Origin of the sequence: Pseudomonas sp. ADAK13, assembly GCF_012935715.1 — a bacterium.
Lineage (GTDB): Bacteria > Pseudomonadota > Gammaproteobacteria > Pseudomonadales > Pseudomonadaceae > Aquipseudomonas.
Map to the genome: position 1 here is coordinate 3,483,619 of NZ_CP052860.1, position 25,976 is coordinate 3,509,594.

The window sequence follows — 25,976 nt, forward strand, 5'->3', positions numbered from 1 at the left end:
CAATTCGATTTCGGGTGCAATGCAATCAGGGGCGGCGGGTTATTGCTGTGGTTTGATCACAGCCGGGCGCATGCCTTCCTGACGCAGCTCCTGAACAGCTTTCTGGGAATCCTTCACAGCCTGTTCGGCCTTGGCAGCCTGGGCTTTACGCTCTGCTACGCGAGCGTCCCACTCGGCTTGTTCGGCCAGGCGACGGGCCTCGTCATAGTTCTTGTCGTGCATGGCGATTTCGGCTTGTTTCAGTTTGTCCTGAGCCGACTTCATCTCCACGGCTGCGAACTCGGTACCACCGGCGCTGACGGCGCTGTTGACCGCAGATTGGGTCACTGCGTATTGCTCAGTCGGTGGATTGCCGGCGCAGCCAGCCAGAACGAAGCTGGTGCCGATTGCCAGCGCGGCCAATTTAAGCCCGCGCAGGTGGTTAAACGAGGTTTTGGCAGTGCTGGTCTTCATCGTCTTCAACTCCATTAGGTAACTCCTGAAAAACATCAAAATCCATCTCCGGTGTGCAGTGAGTGCGGGGTCCGGCGGTAAGGCTCAGGACGCCTTTCAAACGGCTGTTCCAAGTGATGGCTTACTGGCTGTGACCGGAGGCTTTTTTGAATAGTTCAGCGAAGATGGCGATTTGCCTAAAAAAATATTTGACTGAACGGTCAGCGTTTAAAAGTTGGAACTTTTGCGATGCGCAGGGGTATCCGGGGCCTCTGGGAGGCCCGGAATACATGGGGTGGCGATTTTTTAGCGGAGGTTGATCAGTGTTTTTGCTTGTCGGATTGAGCTGACAAATCGTGCAGGTAGCGCCGTGACAGCGTCAGAAACCGCGGCGTAGGGCCGACGTCTTCGTAGAGCGGATCGCCTTCCTCATCCGTGGCAATGACCTGCTTGCCCTTGATGTAGGGAAAGCTCGCTTCCAGCTCTTCAAGGGCTGCGCCGATCAATTCGCCGAGCAGTTCTTCGGTATGGCGTTTGGGGTACATTTCGGAGATCGCCGCCAGCCTGGCAGCGGCTTCTACGTCCAGATGGATGGCGTATTCGGTTTTGGTCAAGCGACCCTTGGCGTTCTCTTCCCAATGCTGGGCCAGTTCTCGGATTTTCATGGCAACCTCAATGGAGCCCACGGTAGGCGGGCGATGATGAGTGACCAGCCGACCAGCGCGGATAACGCTGCGGCTTACTGTTGAGACTAGCTGCAACTCACAAGGTTTAAAGTTCCTTGTAAGACGCCGCCGTGGGCGGCACTCTTGACGATCAAAGCGTCCCGGATTTTCTGCTGGAGATTGGCTGATGAGCGATATCGATGCACGTTTGCGTGAGGATGTTCACCTGCTGGGTGAGCTGTTGGGCAACACGATTCGAGAGCAGTACGGCGATGAATTCCTCGACAAGATCGAGCAGATCCGTAAAGGCGCCAAAGCCGACCGCCGTGGCGCGGCCTCCGAGCAGGTCGCCGGCGAAGAGCTGAGCGCCAGCCTCAATCAACTGAAAGAAGAAGAACTGCTGCCGGTGGCGCGGGCCTTCAATCAGTTTCTCAACCTGGCCAACATCGCCGAGCAGTATCAGTTGATCCACCGCCGTGATGAATCAACGCCTGCGCCTTTCGAGTCGCGCGTGCTGCCGGAACTGCTGGCGCGCTTGCAGAGCGAAGGCCACAGCAGCGAGTCCCTGGCACGCCAGTTGGGCCGGCTGGAAATCGAGCTGGTGCTCACTGCCCACCCCACCGAAGTCGCCCGCCGTACCCTGATCCAGAAATACGACGCCATTGCCGCCCAACTGGCCCTGCAGGATCACCGCGACCTCACCACCGCCGAGCGCGAGCAGATCCGCGATCGCCTGCAACGCCTGATTGCCGAAGCCTGGCACACCGAAGAAATCCGCCGCACCCGGCCCACGCCGGTCGACGAAGCCAAGTGGGGCTTTGCGGTGATCGAGCATTCGCTGTGGCACGCCATTCCGAATTATCTGCGCAAGGCCGATCACGCCTTGCACGCCGCCACTGGCCTGCGCCTGCCCCTGGAAGCCGCACCGATCCGCTTCGCGTCCTGGATGGGCGGCGACCGTGACGGCAACCCCAACGTCACCGCGCCGGTCACCCGCGAAGTGTTGCTGCTGGCGCGCTGGATGGCGGCGGACCTGTACTTGCGCGATATCGACCAGCTCGCTTCCGAGTTGTCGATGCAGCAGGCCAGCCCGGCGTTGCAGGCCAAGGTGGGTGACAGCGTGGAGCCCTACCGGGCGCTGCTCAAGCAGCTGCGTGAACGCCTGCGCGCCACCCGCCAGTGGGCTCACACCTCGTTGACCAGCCCCACGCCGGCGCCTGCCGATGTGCTGCAAAACAACCGCGAACTGCTCGACCCGCTGGAGCTGTGCTACCAGTCGCTGCACGCCTGCGGCATGGGCGTGATTGCCGACGGCCCGCTGCTGGATTGCCTGCGTCGGGCGGTCACGTTTGGGCTGTTCCTGGTGCGCCTCGACGTGCGCCAGGATTCGTCCCGCCACTGTGCGGCCATGACCGAAATCACCGATTACCTGGGCCTCGGCCGCTATGAGGAGTGGGACGAAGAGGCGCGTATCAGCTTCCTCATGAAGGAGCTGGCCAACCGGCGACCATTGTTGCCGGGTTACTTCAAACCCTCGGCAGACACCGCCGAAGTGCTGAACACCTGTAAGGAAATTGCCGCCGCACCGGCCGCATCCCTGGGTTCCTATGTCATCTCCATGGCCGGGGCCGCGTCGGATGTGTTGGCCGTGCAATTGCTGCTCAAGGAGTCCGGCGTACAACGGCCGATGCGCGTGGTGCCGTTGTTCGAGACCCTGGCTGACCTGGACAACGCAGGGCCGGTGATCGAGAAACTGCTGCTGTTGCCGGGCTATCGCTCGCGCTTGCAAGGCCCGCAGGAAGTGATGATCGGTTACTCGGATTCGGCCAAGGACGCCGGCACTACTGCCGCGGCCTGGGCGCAATACCGGGCTCAGGAACGGTTGGTGGAAATCTGCCGTGAACAACAAGTTGAACTGCTGTTGTTCCACGGTCGCGGCGGCACCGTGGGCCGTGGCGGCGGCCCGGCTCACGCGGCGATTCTGTCGCAGCCACCGGGTTCGGTGGCGGGGCGTTTCCGTACCACTGAACAAGGCGAGATGATCCGCTTCAAGTTCGGCCTGCCGGACATCGCCGAGCAAAACCTCAACCTGTACCTGGCGGCGGTGCTGGAGGCGACCTTGCTGCCTCCACCTCCACCGGAACCGGCCTGGCGCCATTTGATGGACGAATTGGCTGCCGATGGCGTCAGTGCTTACCGCGCCGTGGTGCGGGAAAATCCGCAGTTCGTCGAGTATTTCCGCCAGTCCACCCCGGAGCAGGAACTGGGACGCTTGCCTCTGGGCAGTCGTCCGGCCAAGCGCCGCGCGGGTGGTATCGAGAGCCTGCGGGCGATCCCGTGGATCTTCGGCTGGACCCAAACGCGCCTGATGCTGCCGGCCTGGCTCGGCTGGGAAGCCGCGTTGAGCAAGGCCCTGGAGCGTGGCGAAGGCGAGTTGCTGGGGCAGATGCGCGAGCAGTGGCCGTTCTTCCGCACCCGCATCGATATGCTGGAAATGGTCCTGGCCAAGGCCGACGCCGACATCGCGCGCCTGTATGACGAGCGTCTGGTGCAGCCCGATCTGCTGCCATTGGGCGCGCACTTACGCGACCTATTGTCGCAGGCGTGCAGTGTGGTGCTTGGCCTGACCGGTCAGTCGCAACTGCTGGCCCATAGCCCTGATACGCTTGAGTTCATCCGGCTGCGCAACACCTACCTCGACCCGTTGCACCTGCTGCAGGCCGAATTGCTGGCCCGATCGCGGCAACAGGAAGCGGCACAGGACAGCCCTCTGGAACAGGCGCTGCTGGTGTCTGTGGCCGGTATTGCGGCCGGTTTGCGCAACACCGGCTGACATTTATGGCGTGTTCTCAATAGCTTGCAGACACACCGCGCCGGTCGCCGTAAAATTGGCGACCGGCGTTTTGCTGTCGGGGTTGTACCCGCCTATAAAGCCAGCGCGGCGCGGGTTTCTCCTACTTTCGGCGGCTTGTGTGGTTTGGGCCTGCTGTGTATCTTGATCAGCCTTTGGCCGTTTGTGCGGCCTGGACCCAAAATTTCCGAGATTGGCCCCACGCGGCGAATCCGAGCGTCATCTCTATAAAAAATTGAGGAGCACATCGATGCGCGTCATTCTGCTGGGAGCTCCCGGGGCCGGTAAAGGTACTCAGGCAAAGTTCATCACTGAAAAATTCGGCATTCCACAAATCTCCACCGGCGACATGCTGCGTGCAGCGGTCAAGGCCGGCACCGAACTGGGCCTGATCGCCAAGAGCGTGATGGACAGCGGCGGCCTGGTCTCCGATGACCTTATCATCAACCTGGTCAAGGAACGCATCAGCCAGGACGACTGCAAGAACGGTTTCCTGTTCGACGGTTTCCCACGCACCATTCCCCAGGCTGAAGCCCTGGTGAAGGCTGGCGTCGAGCTGGACAACGTGGTGGAAATCGCTGTTGAAGACGAAGAAATCGTGCAGCGTATTGCCGGTCGTCGTGTTCACGAAGCCTCGGGCCGCGTTTACCACATCGTCTACAACCCGCCGAAAGTGGCCGGCAAGGACGATATCACCGGCGAAGACCTGGTGCAGCGTAAGGACGACACCGAAGAAACCGTGCGTCATCGCCTGTCGGTCTACCATTCCCAGACCAAGCCACTGGTGGACTTCTACCAGAAGCTGGCCGATGCCCAGGGCAAACCGAAGTACAGCCACATCGAAGGCGTTGGCTCGGTCGAGTCCATCACCGGCAAGGTACTGCAAGCGTTGAGCTGATGCTCAACTCGCGAGCAAGCTTGCTCCTACACAACGGCCCGCTTGCGGGCCGTTGTTGTTTATACTGGCGCACTTTTTTTCAACGTGGATGCATACACCAATGAGCACCTTGCTGGCCCTGGACACCGCGACTGAAGCTTGCTCCGTTGCCCTGCTGCACGATGGCAAGGTCACGAGCCACTACGAGGTGATCCCGCGCCTGCACGCGCAGAAGCTGTTGCCGATGATCAAGCAACTGCTGCTGGACGCGGGCACTACCTTGTCGGCGGTGGACGCCATTGCATTCGGCCGTGGCCCGGGCGCCTTTACCGGTGTGCGTATCGCCATCGGGGTGGTCCAGGGCCTGGCGTTTGCGCTGGAGCGTCCGGTGTTGCCGGTGTCCAACCTGGCGGTGTTGGCGCAGCGGGCGTTTCGCGAGCACGGCGCCAGCCAGGTGGCAGCGGCCATCGATGCGCGCATGGACGAAGTGTATTGGGGCTGCTACCGCGAAACCGCTGGCGAGATGCGTTTGATCGGCGCTGAAGCCGTATTGCCGCCAGAAGCGGCCGCCTTGCCGGCTGATGCCAGCGGCGACTGGTTCGGTGCTGGCACCGGCTGGGGTTACGGCGAACGCGTTGACGTGACGCTTGCCGGCCAGGATGCCGGGATGCTGCCCCATGCCGAAGACTTGCTGACCCTGGCACGTTTTGCCTGGGAGCGGGGCGACGCCATTCCCGCCGACCAGGCCGCCCCTGTGTACCTGCGCGATAAAGTGGCGCAGACCAAAGCCGAACGCGGGATTATTTGACGTCAAAAGTGCGGGCAAATTCAGCTGAAAATCACCAATCGTCAGAATTTGCCCCTGCTTTTAAACCTTTTTCAAATTATGTGTTCTAGTTATCACCAGAGCATTTGCGCGCCTTGAGAAGCGCCACTAAAATGCCATCACCGATACCGAGTTCGCATGCATGCGTATAGACGGCTTTTCATCACAGTCCTACCCCCTCAAGCGTAAGCCTCGCAAGGCGAACGTGACGGTAGACGACTCCGTCGAAGACTCCCCCGACTTTGTTGAAATCCAGTCCGACTCAACGGCGGTTTCAGCTCGTTCCCAAGGCTCCAGCGGCGAACGTATCAGCGGTGTACCGGCCCGCCAGCAAGACATGGTCTTCCCCCGCTCCATGAGCAAAAACGTCGCCACGGCCCTGGCCAGCTACCTGACCACCGCCGGCTTTGTCGAATGGGATATGGAAGTGCTGGGTCTCGATATCCACATCTGATGCAGTTGCCTTACTACCTCGGTTGCCCGTCCTGGAGTGAAAACGCCTGGCGCGAGTACCTGTATCCCGCCGACGCCCGCTCCAGCGATTACCTCGCCCTGTATTCCCACGTCTTCAACGCCGTTGAGGGCAACACCACGTTCTATGCCCGTCCCTCCGTCGCCACCGTGCAACGCTGGGCTGAAATCATGCCCGAACATTTTCGGTTCACCGCGAAGTTTCCGGGTGACATCAGCCACAGCGGCAACTTGATTGAGCAACTACCGGCGGCGGAAAGTTTTCTGGGGTTGATGAGCCCGCTGGGCGAACGCATTTCGCCATTGTGGCTGCAACTGCCGGCCAGTTTTACCCCGCAACGCCTGGGTGAGTTGGCCGGGTTTATCGACGGGCTGGAGCGACCGTTGGCGGTGGAAGTGCGGCACTTGGATTTCTTCGCCAAGGGCGATGCCGAGCGCAGCCTCAACCGTTTGCTGCGTGATCGCGGTGTCGAGCGCATCTGCCTGGACCCGCGGGCGCTGTTCAGTTGCACGTCCACCTCGGCCGCCGTGCTGCACGCCCAATCGAAAAAGCCCAAGGTGCCACCTCGTCCGGCGGCGCTGACGCAGTTTCCGCAAGTACGGTTTATTGGCCATCCGGAGCTGGAAGCCAATGACCCGTTCCTGGTGCCCTGGATCGAAAAGGTCGCCGGCTGGATCGAAGAGGGCCGTACGCCCTACATCTTTCTGCACACCTCCGACAATCGCCTGGCCGCCCAACTGGCCCTGCGCTTTCACGACCAGTTGATGGCGCGGTTGCCCGGCTTGCCGGCATTGCCCACGCTGCATCGAGAACCCGCAGCGGAGCAACTGGGGTTACTCTAGGACTCCTTTTCCCGACAGGAGTCAGTCATGGATGCCCAAACCCTTCGCGCCGAAACCTTCAAGGCCTTGCATGAGCGTGACCGTGCCTTCGTGATGCCCAATCCGTGGGATGCCGGTTCCGCAAAGATGCTCGCCAGCCTGGGGTTCGAAGCCCTGGCCACCACCAGCGCCGGCTTTGCCTTCAGCCTGGGCCGCCCGGATGCCGAAGGTGCGTTGTCCCTTGAAGACACCCTGGGCAATGCCGGGGCGATCGTCCAGGCAACCTCGCTGCCTGTCGCCGCCGACCTGGAGAACGGCTTCAGCGACACCCCGCAAGGTTGCGCCGAAACCATCCTGCGCGCCGCCGCCACGGGGATTGTGGGCGGCTCCATCGAAGACGCCACCGGCATTGCCGTCGACCCGATCTATCCGTTTGACCTGTCCGTCGAGCGCGTTGAAGCGGCCGTCGCCGCTGCCCGCAGCTTGCCGTTCCCCTTCACCCTGACTGCCCGTGCAGAAAACCTCCTGCATGGTCGTCTGGATTTGCCCGACACCATCCGCCGCCTGCAGGCCTACGCCGAAGCCGGTGCCGACGTGCTCTATGCACCGGCCCTGCGCAGTGCTGAGGAAGTGCTGGCGGTGGTGAAGGCGGTAGCGCCCAAGCCCGTGAATATCCTGATGTCCGGTGCGCTGAAACTCAGCGTGGCGCAGTTGAGCGAGATGGGCGTCAAGCGCATCAGTGTCGGCTCGGCCATGGCACTGGCGGCTTATGGAGAGTTCTTCAGGGCGGCCCAGGAGGTTCATGAATTGGGCACGTTTACCTTCACCGAGCGCTCGATGCCGTTCAGTCAGGCCAATCAACTGTTCAAGGGATAAGGCCGCGTGCGGTTCCTCAAGGTGGTGGGGGTGCTGCTCGCGTTAGCCGGTGGCCTGCTTCTCGGCGTGTGGCGGGGCTGGGTGCCGCTGCCGGATGAGTGGAACCCGTGGGCACCGCTGGACGTGCGCGCAAGCCCGAACCTGTTGACCCGGTTCAAACTCGGGCGCCTGCAGGATGACCCTGCGTTATGTGACCAGGTGCTGAAAACCTCCGGTTTGCGCGTTACCCATCAGGCGGACAGCCCCGCTGATGCCGCCTGCCCGCTGCGCAACACCTTGCGCGTGCAAGGCGCGGATGTTGGGCTAAGCAGCAGTTTTCTCGCCAGTTGCCCGTTGGCCGTGGCGTTTGCCTTGTTCGAGCGCCACAGCCTGCAACCGGCGGCCCAGGCGGTATTTGGCCAGGCGGTGACACGGGTCGATCACCTGGGGAGCTTTGCCTGTCGCACTATTTACAACCGCGCCAATGGGCGACTCAGCCAGCACGCGTCGGCCAATGCCTTGGATATCGCCGGGTTTCGCCTGGCGGACGGGCGCACCCTCACTGTGCTCAAGGATTGGCCGGGTGATGGCGAGGAGGCACGTTTCCTGCGGCAAGTACGCGACGGCGCCTGTAAGGATTTCAACGTGGTGTTGAGCCCGGATTACAATGCCGCCCACCGTAATCACTTTCATGTGGATATGGGGCGTTGGTCGGTGTGTCGCTGAGGGTCAGGCCGCCAGGCGCAGGTTGTGGAGGATCAATGGACGAGCCCAGCGGCTGTCGAAGTCCAGGGCTTTTTGTTGCTCAACCAACGCTTCTGCCGGGAACGGCGGCGGCGGTGGTGGCAGCAGGTCCAGCTCGAATTCGGCAATGGGCAAATGCAGTGGCCGTGGTTGCGGCGCCGGGCCGGGCTCCGGCAGCGGTTGCCTGGCGGTCAGGACGATCGGACGCACCCAGCCGCTTTCGAAGTTTTGCTGCTTCTGCTGGGCGACCACTTCTTCCGCCGGGTACGGTGGCGGTGCCGGCGGCAGCAGTTCCAGTTCGAACTCGGCAATGGGCAGGAACAGCGGTTCGGGCGGGGCGATCTCGGTGTCTTTTACGTCGCACGCGCGCTGGGTGACGATCTGCGACAGCAGGTCACTGCCTTCGCTGGGTTCAACCGAGGGATCCACAGGTTTCGCCGGGGATTTGGCGAGCGCGTCCGGCGTATCACCGAGCTGTTCGGCCAACGCCTGGGCGAAGAAGTCCTGCCACACATGACTGACGCCGGCCAGCGCTTGGGTATTGCGCAGGCCGAAGTGGTTGTGGGTCGGCAGTACACCGGTGAATAGCGAAGGAATGTCTGACATTTCTCTCGATCGTCGCTCAGCTCTGGCAAAATGCCGGATCCTTTTTTTTATCGGCCGCTTTTTGCCGATCCTTAATATTTTTGAGCGTAGTCAGCGATGAGCGAACAACCAGCGGCCAGCCGCATTCGGGTCGAGGCTTTGGCTGAAGGTTTTCAGGCCCGTGCCCGGCAGTGGGCCGATCAGCTTGGGTTGCCTTTGCAGCTGGATGAGGCGGACTTTGCCTTGCAGGTGGGTGAGCAGGGTCTGCAACTGCAGCAGTTGGGGCCTGATGCGCCTGGGCCGGTGCGGGTGGATTTTGTGGAAGGTGGCGCGGCGCATCGGCGTTTGTACGGTGGCGGCAGCGGGCAGATGATTGCCAAGGCGGTGGGCGTGGCTCAGGGCGTGCGGCCGCGGGTGTTGGACGCTACGGCGGGGTTGGGCAAGGATGCGTTTGTGCTGGCCAGCCTGGGTTGCGAGATGAGCCTGATTGAGCGGCAGCCGTTGATTGGCGCTTTGCTGCAAGATGGGTTGGCGCGTGGGGCTGAGGATTTTGAAGTGGCGTCGATTGTGGCGCGGATGAAGTTGCTCAAGGGCAATTCCATCGAGGTGATGCGCGATTGGGAGGGGGAGCCGCCGCAGGTGATCTATCTGGATCCGATGTTTCCGCATCGGGAGAAGACCGCGTTGGTGAAGAAGGAGATGCGGTTGTTTCGGCCTTTGGTGGGGGATGATCCCGACGCGCCGGCGTTGCTTGCTGCTGCGTTGGCTTTGGCCAGTCATCGGGTGGTGGTCAAGCGGCCGCGTAAGGCGCCTTGTATTGAGGGGGTGAAGCCGAGTCATGCGTTGGATGGGAAGTCCAGTCGGTATGACATTTATCCTAAGAAGGCGCTGAAGTCCTGAGGTTTGGGTACATATCCGTTATTTTTGTCATGGCGGCTTATGGTTCCGCTCTTACAGCGGCTCACTTTGGAAAAGCCCCAAAGTAAGCAAAGGGCTCTGCCCCGCCTGTCGGCACCTCGCCTAGGCTCGGTGTTCCCTCACTCCGGCATTGCTCCGCGGGCCGCCGCGACGGGGCGTCCCTGCCCCGTCGCGGCTAAACCGGCGTCCTGCCGGTTTACCCGCTCCTCAATCCCTGCGTTCGGCCTCGGGCTTATTGGGGCAGTCAGAGCCAGATCAAGATCAAAAGCAAAAGCACAGCGGCCTACAGGCCGGCTTGAGTGGTAGAAGCCAGATCAAAAGCCAAAGCCAAAGCCAAAGCGAAAACCAAATCTGAAACTGCTGCGGCTCTGCTTTTCTGTGGGAGCTGGCTTGCCTGCGATGCAGACACCTCGGTTTTTCAGGTACACCCAGTTGATGCCATCGCAGGCAAGCCAGCTCCCACATTTGACCGTGGCCGCTGTAGATTTTGATCTTGATGTTGCCTTTGCTTCACACCACTCAAGCCGGCCTGTAGGCCGCTGTGCTGTTGATCTGCTTTTGATCTTGATCTTAGGCGCCCCGTTAAACCACGCTGGCCGAACGCAGGCTTTGGAGCGTGGGTAACCCGGCAGGACGCCGGGTTAGCCGCGCTGGGCCAAGGATGGCCCATCGCGGCGGCCCACGGTCCAAAGCCGGAGTGAGGGCACACCGAGCCTAGGCGAGGTGCCGAGTGGTGGGGCAAGAGCGTTTTGCTTACTTTTGCGCTGTTCAAAAGTGAGCCGCTGTAAGAGCGGAACCCATATCAGCCGTGACCAAAAAAACGGATATGTACTCAGTTCAAAAAGCCCGATAAGCCCGCATAAACAACCCCACCACCTCCTGCACGTGCTCCTCAGCCGCCTCGGCACTCAACTGCCCGCCGCACCCATACAACAAGCAAAAATTCGCCGTCCCCTTGAGCAAGCAAAAAAAGTGCTCAGCGGCAGTGAGCGGCTTGGGAATACTCAGCGCGCCACTCTGGTCAATCTTGCTCAGCAGCCGCTCCATCCCCTGCAACATGCGCATCGGCCCCGCCTCGAAAAAGATCTGCAACAACTTCGGATCCTGACTCCCGGAAGTCATCATCAACCGATGCAGGTTCACCGACTCCTCGCTATTGATCAGCACATGAAACCCACGCGCGATATTGAGCAGCACCTTCTCCACCGGCACGCCCACCGGCAACTCGAAATACATCACCGGTAACTGCTCTTCGCACTTGGCAACCACCGCCGCCGAAAACAGCGTCTCCTTGTCGGTGAAATGGCTGTACACGGTCAGTTTTGACACGCCGGCCTCCACGGCCACCGCATCCATGCTGGTGCTGGCATACCCATTACTCAAAAACAGGATTTTCGCCGCATCGAGGATCGCCTGGCGTTTTGCCATGTCCTTGGGACGCCCGGGGCTATTGGTGTTTACAGGATTGTCGGACATTTTCACTTTATTACTGGACTGGTGAGTTTGGTATTAATAACATACTGGCCAGTATAATTATTCCTAGCACCATTAGCGAAAGGTCCTTCAGCATGCGCAGCTATTTCCTGCCACTCGCGTTGCCTGCCAGCTTGCTATTCCTGTTGGCTGCCTGTGGCCATGAAGAAGCGGCGCAAACCACCGTCCGCCCGGCCATGGTGGTCCAGCCAGAGCCCTCGGCGCAGGCTTCAGACAGCTACCCAGGTGAGGTGCGTGCCCGTTATGAGCCCGACCTGGCCTTTCGCATCGGTGGCAAAGTCAGCCGACGGCTGGTCGAGGAGGGCGAGCGCGTCAAGGCCAACCAACCCCTGGCGGAACTCGATCCCCAGGACGTGCGCCTGCAACTCGAAGCCACCCGCGCCCAGGTCGCCGCCGCCGAAGCCAACCTGAGCCTGGTGCGCGCCGAGCGTGATCGCTACAAGACCCTAATGGACCGTCAGATGGTCAGCCGTTCCCAGTACGACAATTCCGAAAATCTCTACCGTTCCGGTGAAGCCCGCCTCAAGCAGATCAAGGCCGAATTCGACGTGGCCAATAACCAGGCCGGCTACGCCGTGCTGCGCGCGCCTCAGGATGGCGTGGTCGCCAAGCGTGCGGTGGAAGTGGGCCAGGTGGTGTCGGCCGGCCAGACCGTATTCACCCTGGCCACCGACGGCGAGCGGGAGGTGCTGATCAGCCTGCCGGAGCAAAGCTTCGGGCGCTTCAAGATTGGCCAGCCGGTGTCCGTGGAACTGTGGAGCCAGCCCGACCAGCGCTTTAACGGCCGCATCCGCGAGCTGTCGCCCGCCGCCGATCCAAAGTCACGGACCTTTGCCGCCCGGGTCGCCTTCACCGGCGGCAAGGTGCCGGCGGAGCTGGGGCAGAGCGCTCGCGTATTCATACAGGCTGACGGCGTGATTCCCCTGGCGGTGCCGCTGTCTGCCCTGAGCGCGGAGAACGGTGCGTCCTACGTCTGGGTGGTGCAGCCCGACAACACCCTCAAGCGCACACCGGTGCGGATCGGTGCCTTTGGCGAGAAAACCGTGCCGGTGCTGGAAGGCTTGAACCCCACCGACTGGGTGATTGCGGCCGGCGTGCATGTACTCCATGAGGGCCAGCAAGTGCGCCCGGTGGATCGCGCCAACCGAGTGGTAAGCCTGGCGGCCAAGGAGTAGTCCCCGATGGGTTTCAATCTTTCCGAATGGGCGTTGCGTAATCGCCAGATCGTACTGTTCCTGATGATCCTGCTGGCAGTGGTAGGTGCCTTGTCCTACACCAAGTTGGGACAAAGCGAAGACCCGCCGTTCACCTTCAAGGCCATGGTGATCAAGACCAACTGGCCGGGTGCTACTGCCCAGGAAGTCTCGCGGCAGGTCACCGAGCGTATTGAAAAGAAACTGATGGAGACCGGTGACTACGAGCGCATCGTGTCCTTCTCGCGTCCCGGCGAATCCCAGGTCACCTTCATGGCCCGGGACTCCATGCATTCCGCGCAGATCCCGGACCTCTGGTACCAGGTGCGCAAGAAGATCAGTGATATTCGCCAGACCTTGCCGCCGGATATCCAGGGCCCGTTTTTCAACGATGAATTCGGCACCACCTTCGGCAATATCTACGCGCTGACCGGCGACGGCTTTGACTACGCTGTGCTCAAGGACTACGCCGACCGCATCCAGATTCAGCTGCAACGGGTGCCGGATGTGGGCAAGGTCGAACTGCTGGGGTTGCAGGACGAGAAGATCTGGATCGAGCTGTCCAACCTCAAGCTCGCCACCCTTGGCTTGCCGCTGGCCGCAGTGCAACAGGCGTTGCAGGAACAAAACGCGGTATCGACCGCCGGCTTCTTTGAAACCCCGAGCGAGCGTGTGCAGTTAAGGGTGTCCGGCAACTTCAAGACCGTTAAGGAAATCCGCGACTTCCCGATCCGTGTCGGTGATCGCACGTTCCGTATCGGCGACGTGGCCGAGATTCACCGCGGCTTCAACGATCCGCCGGCACCGCGCATGCGCTACATGGGCGACGATGCCATTGGGCTGGCCGTGGCCATGCGCGATGGCGGCGACATTCTGGTGCTGGGCAAGGCCCTGGAAAGCGAATTCGCACGCCTGCAGAAGAACCTGCCTGCCGGTATGGAGTTGCGCAAGGTGTCGGACCAACCGGCAGCAGTGAAAACCAGTGTGGGCGAATTCGTCCAGGTGCTGGCGGAGGCCCTGGCGATTGTGTTGCTGGTGAGCTTCTTCTCCCTCGGTGTGCGCACCGGCATGGTGGTGGCCCTGGCGATTCCGCTGGTGTTGGCCATGACCTTTGCCACCATGTATTACCTCGGCATCGGCCTGCACAAAATCTCCCTTGGCGCGTTGGTGCTCGCACTGGGTCTGCTGGTGGACGATGCGATCATCGCCGTGGAAATGATGGCGATCAAAATGGAGCAGGGTTACGACCGGCTCAAGGCCGCCAGTTTCGCCTGGACCAGCACCGCCTTCCCCATGCTCACGGGCACGCTGATTACGGCGGCGGGTTTCCTGCCGATTGCCACGGCGCAATCGAGCACCGGTGAATACACCCGTTCGATCTTCCAGGTGGTGACCATCGCGCTGCTGGCCTCGTGGGTCGCGGCGGTGGTGTTCGTGCCGTACCTGGGGGAAAAACTCCTGCCGGACCTGGCGAAGATTCATGCGGCCAAGCATGGCACTGACGGGCCGGATCCCTACGGCACACCGTTCTATCAGCGTGTAAGACGCCTGGTGGAATGGTGCGTGCGTCGGCGCAAGACGGTAATCGTCCTGACCCTGCTGCTGTTTATCGGCTCGGTGGCGCTGTTCCGCTTTGTGCCCCAGCAGTTCTTCCCGGCTTCCGGGCGGCTGGAATTGATGGTCGACCTGAAACTGGCTGAAGGCGCGTCTTTGAGCAACACGGCTGATCAGGTCAAGCGCCTGGAAGCGCTGCTCAAGGAACATGCGGGAATTGAAAACTACGTGGCGTACGTGGGCACAGGCTCGCCACGTTTCTACCTGCCGCTGGACCAGCAATTGCCCGCCGCCAGCTTTGCCCAGTTTGTGGTGTTGGCCAAGACCATCGAGGAGCGTGAAAGCCTGCGCACCTGGCTGATCGAGACCCTCAACGAACAGTTCCCGGACCTGCGTTCGCGGGTCACGCGTCTTGAGAACGGTCCGCCCGTTGGCTACCCCGTGCAGTTCCGGGTGACGGGCGAACACATCGAAGAAGTCCGGGCCCTGGCGCGGAAAGTGGCGGCCAAGGTTCGCGAAAATACCCACGTGGTCAACGTGCACCTGGATTGGGAAGAACCGAGCAAGATCGTCTACCTCAACGTCGACCAGGACCGTGCCCGTGCCCTCGGCGTGAGCACCGCCAACCTGTCTAAATTCCTTCAGAGCTCCCTCACCGGTTCCAGCGTCAGCCAGTACCGCGAAGACAACGAGTTGATCGAAATCCTGCTGCGCGGCACCGTTCACGAGCGTACCGAGCTGTCGTTGCTGCCAAGCCTGGCAGTGCCGACCGACAACGGCAAAAGCGTAGCGCTGTCGCAGATCGCGACCCTGGAATATGGCTTTGAAGAAGGCATTATCTGGCACCGCAATCGCCTGCCGACCGTGACCATCCGCGCCGATATCTACGGCAAGGAACAGCCGGCAACCCTGGTGCAGCAGATCCTGCCGACGCTGGAAGGCGTGCGCGCTGAACTGCCGGACGGTTACCTGCTGGAAGTGGGCGGCACGGTCGAGGATTCCGCCCGCGGGCAGAACTCGGTCAAGGCCGGCGTGCCACTGTTTATCGTGGTGGTGCTGACCTTGCTGATGCTGCAACTGCGCAGTTTCTCACGCACGGCGATGGTCTTTCTTACAGCGCCTCTGGGGTTGATCGGGGTGACGCTGTTCCTACTGGTGTTCCGTCAGCCCTTTGGTTTTGTGGCAATGCTGGGGACCATCGCGCTGTCGGGGATGATCATGCGCAACTCGGTGATCCTAGTGGACCAGATCGAACAGGACATCAAGGCCGGGCTGGCGCCGTGGCAAGCGATTATCGAGGCGACGGTGCGACGCTTCAGGCCGATCGTGCTGACTGCGCTGGCGGCGGTACTGGCGATGATTCCGTTGTCACGCAGCGTTTTCTTCGGACCAATGGCCGTGGCGATCATGGGCGGGTTGATTGTGGCGACGGCGTTGACGCTGTTGTTCCTGCCAGCGTTGTATGCGGCGTGGTTCAGGGTCAGGAAGGACGCCGCTTAACATGTGGATGCAAACGGTTCCCGCCCATTGGGAACGTTTGCAGGCATCACTCCACTCAGATTTGCCTGATTGACAGGCGAGGATGTCAGCACGGCTGTCGTGCTGGCACCTCAACACTGAGTTCATGGAGTGTCATATGTTTATTTTGTCTGCCCTGGCGGCTTTTAAAGGCGCGGTCCTGGGGACGCTGTTGGGCAATCTATTTCCTGCCAGCAATAAAGAAGCTGATACGGCACGACCGCAGAAGCCGGGTCATGGACGGCCCGGCTTTAATCACGGTCATCCCTCCCGGCCAACCATGGGACCTGTCCTGCCTCCCCAGCCCAAGCCTTATCAGCAGGCCTCGGTGATTGAGGGGCATCAGCCTTACAGGCCTTTGTCCGCACTTTTTACGTTCAATCGATAACCGCTGATGCAGCGGGGGCCGGGGGGAACCATCCGGGCGGCCTTGCCACTCAGAGGGGGCTTTTGACGATGAATATTGAGGAGTGCATATGTTTATACCGATACTGGCGTTGCCGTTTCAACTGATGGGGGCGGTATTTGGAATGGGGCAGGGATTTGGCCAGTTCAATGGCAATCGCCAGCCCGACATCCACATCAATATCAGTAACGAAAACAGCAACGCCAATGCCAACAGCAACAGCAATACCAATGTGAGCAGTTTGCCTCGCAAGATCTGGTACTAAAAAAAAACGCCCTGAATGGTTCAGGGCGTTTTTTGTTGCGGGGTACGGTCTACAAGGCCCCGAAGACCTTCTTGGCCAAGCTGGTGGCCGCCGCCGCCGGGTTCTTGCGAATGGTTTCTTCCTGCTGGGCGATCATCTTGAACAACCCGTCCAGTGCCTGCTCGGTCACGTAGCTTTCGACATTGGCGCTCTTGGCATCAATGGCGCCAAAGCTGGCGGCCTTGCCCGCGAGCGCATTGTACTGCTGGGCCACGCCGACCTTGTCGGTAGCGGCCTTGACGATCGGCAGGAACTTGGCCCGGATTTCGTCACGGCTGCTTTTGTTCAGGTACTGGGTGGCCGAGTCCTGGCCGCCGGTGAGGATGCCCTTGGCGTCGGTCACGCTCATGTTCTTCACCGCATTGACCAGGATCGGCTGGGCCTGGGTCACGGCAGACTCGGCCGCCTTGTTCATGCTGGCTTCAAGCTGGTTGACCTGGTCACCCATGCCGAACATTTTCAGCTTGTCGGCGACTTTTCCCAATTTGCCCGGCAGGCCGATCTTCACTTCGGGGTTGTTGCTGAACCCACCGGGCACCCCCAGTTGTTTGACGGCAATCTGCGCGCCTTGGGTCAGTGCGTCCTTTAGGCCGCCGGTGGCGTCGCCCTGGGACAGGCTGCCAAGGGACAAGGCCATGGCGTTGGCGCCGAGCAGCAGGCCGGCACACAGGGCAGTGAGGCGAAGGGAGTTACGGAGCATGGGCGCTTCCTTATGTTCGATTTTTTAATCAGTGTGCAACCGCATCGACCCGCAGGCGCAGCGGTTGTGGATCCTGGCCGTTCAACTGCACAGCGTGCCGTTCGGTGGTAATAAACAGTAGCTTGCCATCCAGTTCGATGCGAGCGCTCACCGAGTAACTGTGGCCGGGTTTGACCTGGGCCGGGTCATAGCTCAAATGAAACGGCAGCGGCACCTGGCCTTTCACCGGGCCTTTCTGCTCGGCCAGGGTCACGGCCGGTGCGTCCATCAAGGACACGTCTTGCAGGGTCACGCTCAAGGTGGCGGCGGGCGGCAGGGCGATGCGTTGCAGGTAGAACACTTCGCCATCGAGGCTGGCTTTGGGCGCGGGGCTCATGGTCTGGCAGGCTCCCAGCAGGGCGGTCAGGCCCAGGAGGATGATTTTTTTCATGGTGCAGCTCCTTGTCAACGGCGCCAGAAACACCCTGGCGCCTTGGTCACTCTAGTGTGTTTCTTCCGGGGCGACGGGCTTGTCTGCCGCCTCTTCACTGCGATGCAGGGCCACCTGGCGAATCGACAGGCGAATCTCCGCCGGCAACACGCGCTTGGCCGCGCCTTCGGCCAACTCACCCAGCAGGGGGTGATAGCTCAGCTTGCCGGCCTCGTCGCGGCGCAGCACATCTTGCTCCAGCAGGGTCTGGATAAAATGTCGGAAAAGGCTCTTGTCGAAGAACTCCGGCGCATTCAGGCCGTGCAGGATCGACAGGCGCTGGGCCATGACGGTGCACAGGTCTTCCAGCTCTTCGGCGCTGATGCTGTTCTGGCCGCTGTTGAGCAGCAGCGAGATCGCCATGTAGAAGCGTTGCAGGGTCTGGGCGATGCTCTTGGACAGCAGCGTCAACAGCACAAAGTGCCGTGAGCTCGGGGCCGGGCGCAGGTACACCTCGTTTTCAAATCGCAGCAGACCTTGTTCGACGAAGGCTTCCAGCCACTGGTCGACCACCGCGTCCAGCTCGTCCAGGGACCAGCGGATAAACAGCTCCGATTGCAGGTACGGGTAGAGCGCGCGGGTGTAGCGCAGGATCTGTTCGCGGCTCATCCGCGAGCTGCTCTGGAAGAAACTCGCCAGCAGCGCCGGCAGGGCAAAGATGTGCAGCACGTTGTTGCGGTAGTAGGTCATCAGGACGGCGTTCTGCTCGTCCAGATAAAGGATTTTGCCCAGCGCGTCACTCTGTTCCGACAGCAGGTCCATGTCCTTGACGTGCTTGATCAGCGCCAGGCCGTCACCTTCGGGCAAGGTGGTGTGGGGCGAGTAGGGCACCTTGCGCAGCAAGGCCAGGTACAGATCAAGCTGGCGCGCCATCGCTTGCTCGTCCAAAGCCAGGCGCGTGGTGGACAGCAGCGCCAGGGCCACCAGGTTCACCGGGTTGATCGCTGCGGCTTCGTTCAGGTGTTGCGCCACGCGCTCGCCGAGGCGGTTGGTGGTTTCGTTGAGCCAGGCCGGTTTGTAGTTCGGGCCCAGTTCCTGGGAACGCCAGTCCGGTTGCTCGCTGTCGAGGAATTCAGCCAGCTTGATCGGTTCGCCGAAGTTCACCGCCACCTGGCCAAAGCGCTGCTTGAGGGCGCCGACCACTTTGAAAATATCGAAAATCGACTCCTTCTTCTTGCTCGCGCCGCGCAGTTCGCCGAGGTAAGTGCGGCCTTCCAGCACGCGCTCATAGCCGATGTACACAGGCACAAACACGATGGGCATGCGCGAGGAGCGCAGGAAGCTGCGCAGGGTGATCGCCAGCATCCCGGTCTTCGGTTGCAGCATGCGCCCGGTGCGCGAACGGCCGCCTTCGACGAAGTACTCCACCGGGAAACCCTTGGTGAACAGGGTGTGCAGGTATTCGTTGAACACCGAGGTGTACAGCGGGTTGCCCTTGAAGGTGCGGCGCATGAAAAATGCCCCGCCACGGCGCAGCAGGCTGCCGATCACCGGCATGTTCAGGTTGATCCCGGCGGCGATGTGCGGCGGGGTCAGGCCGTTCTTGAACAGCAGGTAGGACAGCAGCAGGTAGTCGATGTGGCTGCGATGGCACGGCACATAGATCACTTCGTAACCCTGGGCGACCTTTTGCACACCTTCGATGTTGTTGACCTTGATGCCGTCGTAAATCTTGTTCCAGAACCAGCTCAGCACCACTTCCAGGAAGCGGATGGCGGTGTAGGTGTAGTCCGAGGCGATCTCGTTGCCATAGCGCAGGGCCTGGGCCTTGGCTTTTTCGGGGGTGATTTTCTCGCGTTCGGCTTCATCGAGAATCGCCTGGCGCACCAGCGGCATGTTGACCAGGCCTTTCACCAGGTTGCGCCGGTGGGACAGATCGGGGCCGATCACTGCGGTTTTCAGGTTGCGAAAGTGCACCCGCAGGATACGTTGGGCCATGCGCACGGTGCGTTCGTGGCCTTTATTGTGCTCGATCAATTCACGCAGGTTGATGGGCGCGGAGAATTGCACCCGGGTCTTGCGGCCCAGGATCAGGATGCTCAGCAGCCGGCGCAGGCGGCCGGTCACGGCCCAGCTGTCGGCGAACAACAGTTTCCACGGGCTGGATTCGCTGTCGGGCGACTGGCCCCAGAACACGCTGACTGGAATGATCTGTGCATTCTCTTCGGCGTGTTCGGTGAGTACGTCCACCAGGCGGGTCAGGGTGGGCGGTGCGCCACGCTTGTCCTGGCGGCCGAGCCAGTCTGGGTCGGGCGTCAGGTAGAAGAAGGCCGCAGGCTCCATCAACGGGCCAACCGATACTGGCAGCACCGGGCGCGGCAGGCCGGCCTTGGTACATTCGGTATCAACCACTGCCAATTCGGTGAGGGATGGGGATTGCAGGACGTAAAACACCGGACGACTGCGGTCGAGGTTCAGGGTAAGGGACGACTGGTTGATCGTCTCTGAGCGGACCCAGAGGTACAACAGCCGGCGCAAGGTGCCAAATACCAGACGGCGAAACGGAGAGCGGGTCATACGGCTTCTGCTTTGAGTGGGAAAAACCGAGCAGATGCTCGGGCCGCTAGTGTGCCGTATTCACCGAAAATCGGCAAAAAAGCGGCGAAGTAATCTTGAGTTGAAGCTTTTTGAGCCTGTCTTATACTCGGCAGTTCAACTGCGACGACTCAACAATAAACGTACTTATAAAAAGCATGTGGGAGCAAAACAGATGGCAACGCGCGAAACCGGCAATGTGAAGTGGTTCAATGACGCCAAGGGCTACGGCTTTATCCAGCGGGAAGATGGCAAGGACGTGTTTGTGCACTACCGCGCCATTCGCGGTGAAGGGCATCGTTCATTGGCTGAAGGCCAGCAGGTGGAATACGCCGTGGTGACAGGCGAGAAGGGCTTGCAGGCTGAGGATGTGGTTGGGCTGTAACTCGGCAGGCACAACACACCTTTAAATGTGGGAACCCGGTCGAATGTGGGAGCCGGGCTTGCCCGCGATAGCATCGCCGCGGTTTGGCTGAATGACCGAGGTGGGCCCATCGCAGGCAAGCCAGCTCCCACATTTGATTGGGTTTGCACAGTGAGGCCTTGTCAGCCTGGCTTTATGCCGTTTTCCAGGTGATCTGCTCTTCACCGTCTTCGCTGATACGAATCCAGGTATCCGCGCTTTCTTCACCTTCTTCCTCAACCCAGCTACCGGGCGCGCAACGCACTTCGACGTTCAGCGCGGCAAAGGCCGCCCGGGCGCAGGCGATGTCGTCTTCCCACGGGGTCTGGTCGCTTTCCAGGTACAGGCTGTTCCATTTGCCTACGGCTTTCGGCAACCAGGTGACCGGCACGCTGCCGGCGGTGCACTTGTAGGTCTGGCCGCGCTGGACCCAGTCGGTGCACGGGCCCAGGGCGGCGCCCAGCCAGGCGGCGATGGCCTTGTGGTCGACGTCGGCGTCCTTGAGGTAAATCTCGATATCAGGTTGGCGCATGGATGTTCCTCATTGCGGGATTTTGAAAATCCATTCGCGGATTCGGCGCAGGCCCCAAGAGGCCCACAAAATAATGGGTTATTGAAGCACGAAATAGTCGTAGCGCATCGACACAGTGACCAGCAGCGGTTCGGCGGCTTCGATCACCTGGGCCCGGCGCTCGGCACTGGCGCGCCAGCCGTGAGGCGTCATGGCCAGCAGGTTGGCGCGATCCTTGGGGTCGTCCAGGCTGAGCGTGAACTCCAGGGTTTCGCTGTGTTGCAGGCTCATGCCGTCCGGTACCAGTGCCAGGTGTTTGTCGTCGGTGTACTCGCGCACTTCGTCGTACAGGCGCTCGCGCAGTTCCATCAGATGGCCGCTGGTGGGACCAACCTTCATCAAGCCGCCGCCCGGGCTGAGCAGGCGCTTGGCCTCCAGCCAATCCAGCGGGCTGAAGACGCTGGCGAGGAACTGGCAGCTGGCATCGGCCAATGGCACCCGGGCCATGCTGGCGATCAGCCAGGTCACGGTGGGGTTGCGCTTGCAGGCGCGCTTGACCGCTTCCTTGGAAATATCCAGCGCATAACCATCGGCGCGCAGCAGGGTATCGGCGATTTGCGCGGTGTAGTAACCCTCGCCACAACCGATGTCCAGCCAGCGCTGGGGTTTGCGCTCAGCGGCCAGTTCGGCCAGGCGCCTGGCCACCGGGGCGTAATGCCCGGCGTTGAGGAAGTCGCGGCGCGCTTCAACCATCGCCAGGTTATCGCCCGGGTCGCGGCTGTTCTTGTGCTGCACCGGCAACAGGTTCAGGTAACCCTGGCGCGCGCGGTCGAAACGATGCCCGACCGGGCAGGCCACGCCGTTGTCCACGTCGTGGAGCGGTGCACTGCAAATGGGGCAAGCAAGCATCAGGCGAGCAACTTGATCAGGGTCTGGTAGTAGATTTCGGTCAACACATCGAGGTCGCTGGCGAGGATGCGCTCGTTGACCTGATGGATCGTCGCGTTGACCGGGCCCAGCTCTACAACCTGAGTGCCGAGGGTCGCAATGAAGCGCCCGTCGGAGGTGCCGCCGCTGGTGGACGCCTTGGTCTCGCGGCCGGTGACAGCCTTGATGCTGGCGGAAACGGCATCCAGCAACGCGCCCGGTTCGGTGAGGAACGGCAGGCCCGACAGCGCCCACTCCACATGCCAGTCCAGGCCATGCTTGTCGAGAATCGCCGCAACCCGCTGTTGCAGGCCTTCAACGGTGGACTCGGTGGAGAAACGGAAGTTGAACACCGCCGTCAGGTCGCCCGGAATCACGTTGGTGGCGCCGGTGCCGGAGTTAAGGTTGGAGATCTGGAAGCTGGTGGGCGGGAAGAAGGTGTTGCCATCGTCCCAGTGCTCGGCGGCCAGTTCGGCCAGGGCCGGGGCGGCCAGGTGGATCGGGTTCTTTGCCAGGTGCGGGTAGGCCACGTGGCCTTGCACGCCGCGCACGGTCAGGGTGGCGCCGAGGGAACCGCGACGGCCGTTCTTGACCACATCGCCCACCAGGGTGGTGCTCGACGGTTCGCCGACGATGCACCAGTCCAGGCGCTCCTTGCGGGCCGCCAGGCGTTCGATCACGGCTTTGGTACCGTGGTGCGCCGGACCTTCTTCATCGCTGGTGATCAGGAAAGCCACCGAGCCCTTGTGGTCCGGGTAGTCGGTGACGAAGCGCTCGGAGGCGACCAGCATCGCCGCCAGGCTGCCTTTCATGTCTGCTGCGCCACGGCCGCAGAGCATGCCGTTTTCGTCGATCAACGCGTCGAACGGGTCGTTCTGCCAGGCCTTGACCGGGCCGGTCGGCACCACGTCGGTGTGGCCGGCGAAGCACAATACCGGGCCTTCGTGTTTGCCGTGGGTGGCCCAGAAGTTATCCACATCCTCGATGCGCATCGGCTCAAGCGCAAAACCGGCGTCGCCCAGGCGCTGCATCATCAGCTTCTGGCAATCGGCGTCGACCGGCGTCACCGACGGGCGACGGATCAGGTCGATAGCGAGTTGGAGGGTCGGCGAAAGGTCGGCGTGGGCCGTCATGTAAAAACTCCAGTGCAGGGCGCGCAAAATGGCCGTTATCTTATAGCAAAACGGCGGCCAGAGGCCGCCGTTTAGTGCATTGCGCGAGATTTTACGCCGTCGGGGCGGGCGCCGGCGCAGGTGCTGCCGGTTTCGGCAGCGACGACAGGAACGCCATGATCAGCGCCGCTACATACGGCAGCGACTGCACCAGCAACATCACCACCCAGAAGCGCATGTCATTGCTCGGCAGGCCCTGCACCAGGTAAATCCCCAGTGCGGCGCCCCACAACAGCAGCATGATGAACATCTCTTCCCGGGCTTCGGAAATCGCGACCCAGAAGCCGTGGTTATCAGCGTTCTTCGGTGTACGAAAGAACGGAATGCTGGTGGTGAAGAAGCCGTACAGCACCGCCTTTGCGATGGTATGGGACAACGCCAACCCGGCCAGCGCCGCGCAGAACGCATCCTTGAGGTTCACACCCACCGCACGACGGTAGAGGAAGATGATCTTGCCCACCTTGAACACGAACAACGCCAGGGGCGGGATCGCGAAAATCAGCAGCGGCGGGTCAACCCGCGTCGGCACGATAATCATCGCCGCGGACCACAACAGGGCGCCCACGGTGAAGAAGATGTTCATGCCGTCGGCCACCCACGGCAACCAACCCGCGAGGAAGTGGTAGCGCTGGCCACGGGTCAGCTCGGTGTCCTTGCCGCGCAACAGGCTTGCGGTGTGACGCTTGATGATCTGAATCGCCCCATAGGCCCAGCGGAAACGCTGTTTCTTGAAGTCGATAAAGGTATCGGGCATCAGGCCCTTGCCGTAGCTGTCGTGGTAGTACGCCGCCGACAGGCCTTTTTCGAAGACCCGCAGGCCCAGTTCGGCGTCTTCGCAGATGCACCAGTCGGCCCAGCCCAGTTCTTCCAGGACCGAGCGACGGGTCATGGTCATGGTGCCGTGCTGGATGATCGCGTCACGGTCGTTGCGGGTGACCATGCCGATATGGAAGAAGCCTTTGTATTCCGCGTAGCAGAGCTTCTTGAAGGTGCTTTCGTTCTGGTCGCGATAATCCTGTGGCGACTGCACCACGGCAATTTTCGGGTCGGCGAAGTGCGGCACCATGTGCTTGAGCCAGTTCGGCGACACGCAGTAATCGGAGTCGATCACGGCGATGACTTCGGCATCCTTGGCGGTATGCGGGATCAGGTAGTTCAGCGCGCCGCCCTTGAAACCGGCCAGGGGCGAGACGTGGAAGAACTTGAAGCGCGGGCCCAGGGTTTCGCAGTAGTCGCGCACGGGCTCCCACACGGCCGGGTCCTTGGTGTTGTTGTCGATGATCAGGACTTCGTAGTCCGGATAGTCGAGGGCCGCCAGGGCGTCGAGGGTCTGTTTGACCATCTCCGGCGGCTCGTTGTAGCACGGCACATGGATCGAGACTTTCGGGCGGTAGTCCGAATCCCCTTCAACCGGCAGGAATTCGCGCCGGCGTTTGTGGGTCCAGACCGCTTCGGCCAGTTCGTGGGCCTCGGTCAGCAACACGATAAACACGCCCAGGGCGCCGAGGGCCAGCAGAATGCCGACCGTCACGCTGAACCAGGTGCTGTATTGCTGGCTGTAGTCGTAACCAATCCACACCAGCACCGAACCGCACAGGAACGCGATGAAGGTCAGGAAGGTCCGGCCACGCTGGCGCAGGGCCGAGCCGTCGATCATCAGCAAGGTCAGGGACAGCAGTGCCAGCACCACCGAGCCGATGGCCAGCACCCGCCATTGCGGAATCGCCACCACCGGCCCTTCAAAGTTGAATTTCTGCTGGCGTGCGGCGTTGAACACGCCCCAGTAGGCGCCGGCCGAACCTTCATCGCTGACCTTCCACGGCTGATCGAAGGCCTCGATCACGAAGTAGTTGTAGCCCTGGCGATTGAGCTTGTTCACCAGTGTGCGCAGGTAAATCGCCTGGTCGGCCGGGGACGTTTCATTGCCACCGCGCATGCGACCGTTACTCGGCCAGCCAACCTCCGACAGCAGCAGCGGCTTTTTCGGGAACAGTTTCTTCAGGTCCCGGGCGCGGTCGAGTACGTACTGGCCGGCCTTGTCCATCGGAATGAATTCCCAGAACGGCAGGATGTGCGCGGCGATCAGGTCGACGTGCTTGGCCAGTTGCGGGTTCTTTTCCCAGATGTGCCATTGCTCCGAAGTCGTCACCGGCACTTTCACGGCAGCGCGCACCCGGTCCAGCAGCACGATCAGGGCTTCCGGGGTGATTTCCTCACGGAACAGCGCTTCGTTACCCACCACTACCCGCACGACGCTGCGGGAGCTGTTGGCGATTTCGATGGCACGCTGGATCTCGCGCTCGTTGCGCTCCAGGTCCGGGCTGATCCAGATCCCCAGCGTCACCCGCAGGCCGAACTCTTCCGCCAGCTTGGGGATATCCCCCAGGGTGCCGTCGACCGAGTAGGTGCGGATGTTGTCCGTCAGCTTGCTCATGATCGCAAGGTCCTGACGCATTTGATCGTCAGTCGGATACTGGTCTTTCTGCGGGAACTGGCCTTGTTGGAACGGCGAGTAGGAAAAACCGGAGATCTGTTCAGGCCAGTTAGGGGCAGTGACCGGGCGGTTGATCAGCGCCCAGAAGCCGGTGAACAGCGCGGCAATTGCCAGCACCACCACCAGGTTGAGTCCAAATTTACGCGATGACATGGCTATTTCGGGTTCCAAAAGGTGTGGAACGAAAAGAGGTGTCGGCCTGCGCCGAACGGCGCGCATCCTACACCGGCCTTTCACTGACCGTACAGCA

Annotated in this window: 24 protein-coding genes; 13 read left to right on the forward strand and 11 right to left on the reverse strand. The window is 61.4% G+C overall.

Going from position 1 to position 25,976, the window contains the following annotated elements; translation table 11 throughout:
• Nucleotides 1–39: 39 nt before the first annotated feature.
• Complete coding sequence (locus tag HKK54_RS16080; protein WP_010176788.1) at nt 40–468, reverse strand: DUF4398 domain-containing protein; 429 nt, start codon at nt 466–468, stop codon at nt 40–42.
• Nucleotides 469–752: 284 nt separating this feature from the next.
• Nucleotides 753–1,097 (reverse strand): hypothetical protein, encoded by a 345-nt coding sequence (locus HKK54_RS16085; RefSeq protein WP_010176787.1) that lies wholly within the window; start codon nt 1,095–1,097, stop codon nt 753–755.
• Between the two features lie 187 nt (nt 1,098–1,284).
• Here HKK54_RS16085 and ppc point away from each other — a divergent pair, with 187 nt between their 5' ends.
• The 7 genes from ppc (at nt 1,285) to HKK54_RS16120 (ending at nt 8,525) form a co-directional block, all read left to right on the forward strand.
• Nucleotides 1,285–3,930: a phosphoenolpyruvate carboxylase gene (gene ppc / locus HKK54_RS16090; RefSeq protein WP_169387211.1), complete on the forward strand. Its 2,646-nt coding sequence runs from the start codon at nt 1,285–1,287 to the stop codon at nt 3,928–3,930.
• 268 nt (nt 3,931–4,198) lie between these two features.
• Nucleotides 4,199–4,846 (forward strand): adenylate kinase, encoded by a 648-nt coding sequence (gene adk / locus HKK54_RS16095; protein WP_010176785.1) that lies wholly within the window; start codon nt 4,199–4,201, stop codon nt 4,844–4,846.
• A gap of 100 nt (nt 4,847–4,946) precedes the next feature.
• A complete protein-coding gene (gene tsaB / locus HKK54_RS16100; RefSeq protein WP_169387212.1) occupies nt 4,947–5,633 on the forward strand; it encodes a tRNA (adenosine(37)-N6)-threonylcarbamoyltransferase complex dimerization subunit type 1 TsaB in 687 nt (228 codons plus the stop codon).
• A 160-nt stretch (nt 5,634–5,793) separates the two neighbouring features.
• Nucleotides 5,794–6,105 carry a hypothetical protein gene (locus HKK54_RS16105; protein ID WP_010176783.1) on the forward strand — a complete coding sequence of 104 codons (312 nt, stop codon included), beginning with the start codon at nt 5,794–5,796 and terminating at the stop codon, nt 6,103–6,105.
• Nucleotides 6,105–6,965, forward strand: a complete 861-nt coding sequence (locus HKK54_RS16110; protein ID WP_010176782.1) for a DUF72 domain-containing protein — start codon at nt 6,105–6,107, stop codon at nt 6,963–6,965. Before HKK54_RS16105 ends, HKK54_RS16110 begins: the two co-directional genes overlap by 1 nt.
• Nucleotides 6,966–6,992: 27 nt before the next feature.
• A complete protein-coding gene (locus HKK54_RS16115) occupies nt 6,993–7,820 on the forward strand; it encodes an isocitrate lyase/PEP mutase family protein (RefSeq protein ID WP_010176781.1) in 828 nt (275 codons plus the stop codon).
• 6 nt (nt 7,821–7,826) lie between these two features.
• Nucleotides 7,827–8,525, forward strand: coding sequence for an extensin-like domain-containing protein (locus HKK54_RS16120; protein WP_169387213.1), 699 nt, complete (start codon nt 7,827–7,829; stop codon nt 8,523–8,525).
• 3 nt (nt 8,526–8,528) lie between these two features.
• Here the strand turns inward: HKK54_RS16120 and HKK54_RS16125 are convergent, their stop codons facing one another.
• Nucleotides 8,529–9,149 (reverse strand): hypothetical protein, encoded by a 621-nt coding sequence (locus tag HKK54_RS16125; protein WP_010176779.1) that lies wholly within the window; start codon nt 9,147–9,149, stop codon nt 8,529–8,531.
• A 96-nt stretch (nt 9,150–9,245) separates the two neighbouring features.
• Here HKK54_RS16125 and HKK54_RS16130 point away from each other — a divergent pair, with 96 nt between their 5' ends.
• Complete coding sequence (locus HKK54_RS16130; RefSeq protein WP_169387214.1) at nt 9,246–10,028, forward strand: class I SAM-dependent methyltransferase; 783 nt, start codon at nt 9,246–9,248, stop codon at nt 10,026–10,028.
• Nucleotides 10,029–10,883: 855 nt separating this feature from the next.
• Here the strand turns inward: HKK54_RS16130 and HKK54_RS16135 are convergent.
• Nucleotides 10,884–11,522, reverse strand: a complete 639-nt coding sequence (locus HKK54_RS16135) for a TetR/AcrR family transcriptional regulator (RefSeq protein ID WP_169387215.1) — start codon at nt 11,520–11,522, stop codon at nt 10,884–10,886.
• 92 nt (nt 11,523–11,614) lie between these two features.
• Here HKK54_RS16135 and HKK54_RS16140 point away from each other — a divergent pair, with 92 nt between their 5' ends.
• From HKK54_RS16140 to HKK54_RS16155, 4 genes are all read left to right on the forward strand, one after another.
• The gene (locus tag HKK54_RS16140) at nt 11,615–12,715 is read left to right on the forward strand and encodes an efflux RND transporter periplasmic adaptor subunit (protein WP_010176776.1); all 1,101 of its coding nucleotides are present in this window, start codon (nt 11,615–11,617) and stop codon (nt 12,713–12,715) included.
• A 6-nt stretch (nt 12,716–12,721) separates the two neighbouring features.
• Nucleotides 12,722–15,787: an efflux RND transporter permease subunit gene (locus tag HKK54_RS16145; RefSeq protein ID WP_010176775.1), complete on the forward strand. Its 3,066-nt coding sequence runs from the start codon at nt 12,722–12,724 to the stop codon at nt 15,785–15,787.
• 136 nt (nt 15,788–15,923) lie between these two features.
• Complete coding sequence (locus tag HKK54_RS16150) at nt 15,924–16,193, forward strand: hypothetical protein (RefSeq protein ID WP_141629573.1); 270 nt, start codon at nt 15,924–15,926, stop codon at nt 16,191–16,193.
• An 88-nt stretch (nt 16,194–16,281) separates the two neighbouring features.
• Nucleotides 16,282–16,476: a hypothetical protein gene (locus HKK54_RS16155; RefSeq protein WP_010176774.1), complete on the forward strand. Its 195-nt coding sequence runs from the start codon at nt 16,282–16,284 to the stop codon at nt 16,474–16,476.
• A 49-nt stretch (nt 16,477–16,525) separates the two neighbouring features.
• On the opposite strand, the gene HKK54_RS16160 is transcribed toward HKK54_RS16155, so the two are convergent.
• Genes HKK54_RS16160 through plsB form a run of 3 tightly spaced genes read right to left on the reverse strand, consistent with a single transcriptional unit; the run spans nt 16,526 to nt 20,201 of the window.
• Nucleotides 16,526–17,215: a DUF4197 domain-containing protein gene (locus tag HKK54_RS16160; RefSeq protein ID WP_010176773.1), complete on the reverse strand. Its 690-nt coding sequence runs from the start codon at nt 17,213–17,215 to the stop codon at nt 16,526–16,528.
• Nucleotides 17,216–17,243: 28 nt separating this feature from the next.
• Nucleotides 17,244–17,645 carry a YbaY family lipoprotein gene (locus HKK54_RS16165; protein WP_169387216.1) on the reverse strand — a complete coding sequence of 134 codons (402 nt, stop codon included), beginning with the start codon at nt 17,643–17,645 and terminating at the stop codon, nt 17,244–17,246.
• Between the two features lie 51 nt (nt 17,646–17,696).
• On the reverse strand, nt 17,697–20,201 hold the full coding sequence (plsB, locus tag HKK54_RS16170; protein ID WP_169387217.1) for a glycerol-3-phosphate 1-O-acyltransferase PlsB: 2,505 nt from the start codon (nt 20,199–20,201) through the stop codon (nt 17,697–17,699).
• A 193-nt stretch (nt 20,202–20,394) separates the two neighbouring features.
• On the opposite strand from plsB, the gene HKK54_RS16175 reads away from it, so the two are divergent.
• Nucleotides 20,395–20,604, forward strand: a complete 210-nt coding sequence (locus HKK54_RS16175; protein ID WP_003219353.1) for a cold-shock protein — start codon at nt 20,395–20,397, stop codon at nt 20,602–20,604.
• 172 nt (nt 20,605–20,776) lie between these two features.
• Here HKK54_RS16175 and HKK54_RS16180 read toward each other — a convergent pair whose 3' ends face one another.
• The 4 genes from HKK54_RS16180 to HKK54_RS16195 all read right to left on the reverse strand — a co-directional run bounded on the left by HKK54_RS16180 (nt 20,777) and on the right by HKK54_RS16195 (nt 25,879).
• Nucleotides 20,777–21,154, reverse strand: a complete 378-nt coding sequence (locus HKK54_RS16180) for a hypothetical protein (RefSeq protein WP_010176770.1) — start codon at nt 21,152–21,154, stop codon at nt 20,777–20,779.
• Nucleotides 21,155–21,232: 78 nt separating this feature from the next.
• The gene (locus tag HKK54_RS16185) at nt 21,233–22,042 is read right to left on the reverse strand and encodes a putative RNA methyltransferase (RefSeq protein ID WP_169387218.1); all 810 of its coding nucleotides are present in this window, start codon (nt 22,040–22,042) and stop codon (nt 21,233–21,235) included.
• Nucleotides 22,042–23,193: a succinyl-diaminopimelate desuccinylase gene (gene dapE, locus HKK54_RS16190; protein WP_169387219.1), complete on the reverse strand. Its 1,152-nt coding sequence runs from the start codon at nt 23,191–23,193 to the stop codon at nt 22,042–22,044. The genes HKK54_RS16185 and dapE overlap by 1 nt, the downstream gene beginning before the upstream one ends.
• A 91-nt stretch (nt 23,194–23,284) precedes the next feature.
• The gene (locus HKK54_RS16195; RefSeq protein WP_010176767.1) at nt 23,285–25,879 is read right to left on the reverse strand and encodes a glycosyltransferase; all 2,595 of its coding nucleotides are present in this window, start codon (nt 25,877–25,879) and stop codon (nt 23,285–23,287) included.
• Nucleotides 25,880–25,976: the final 97 nt, after the last annotated feature.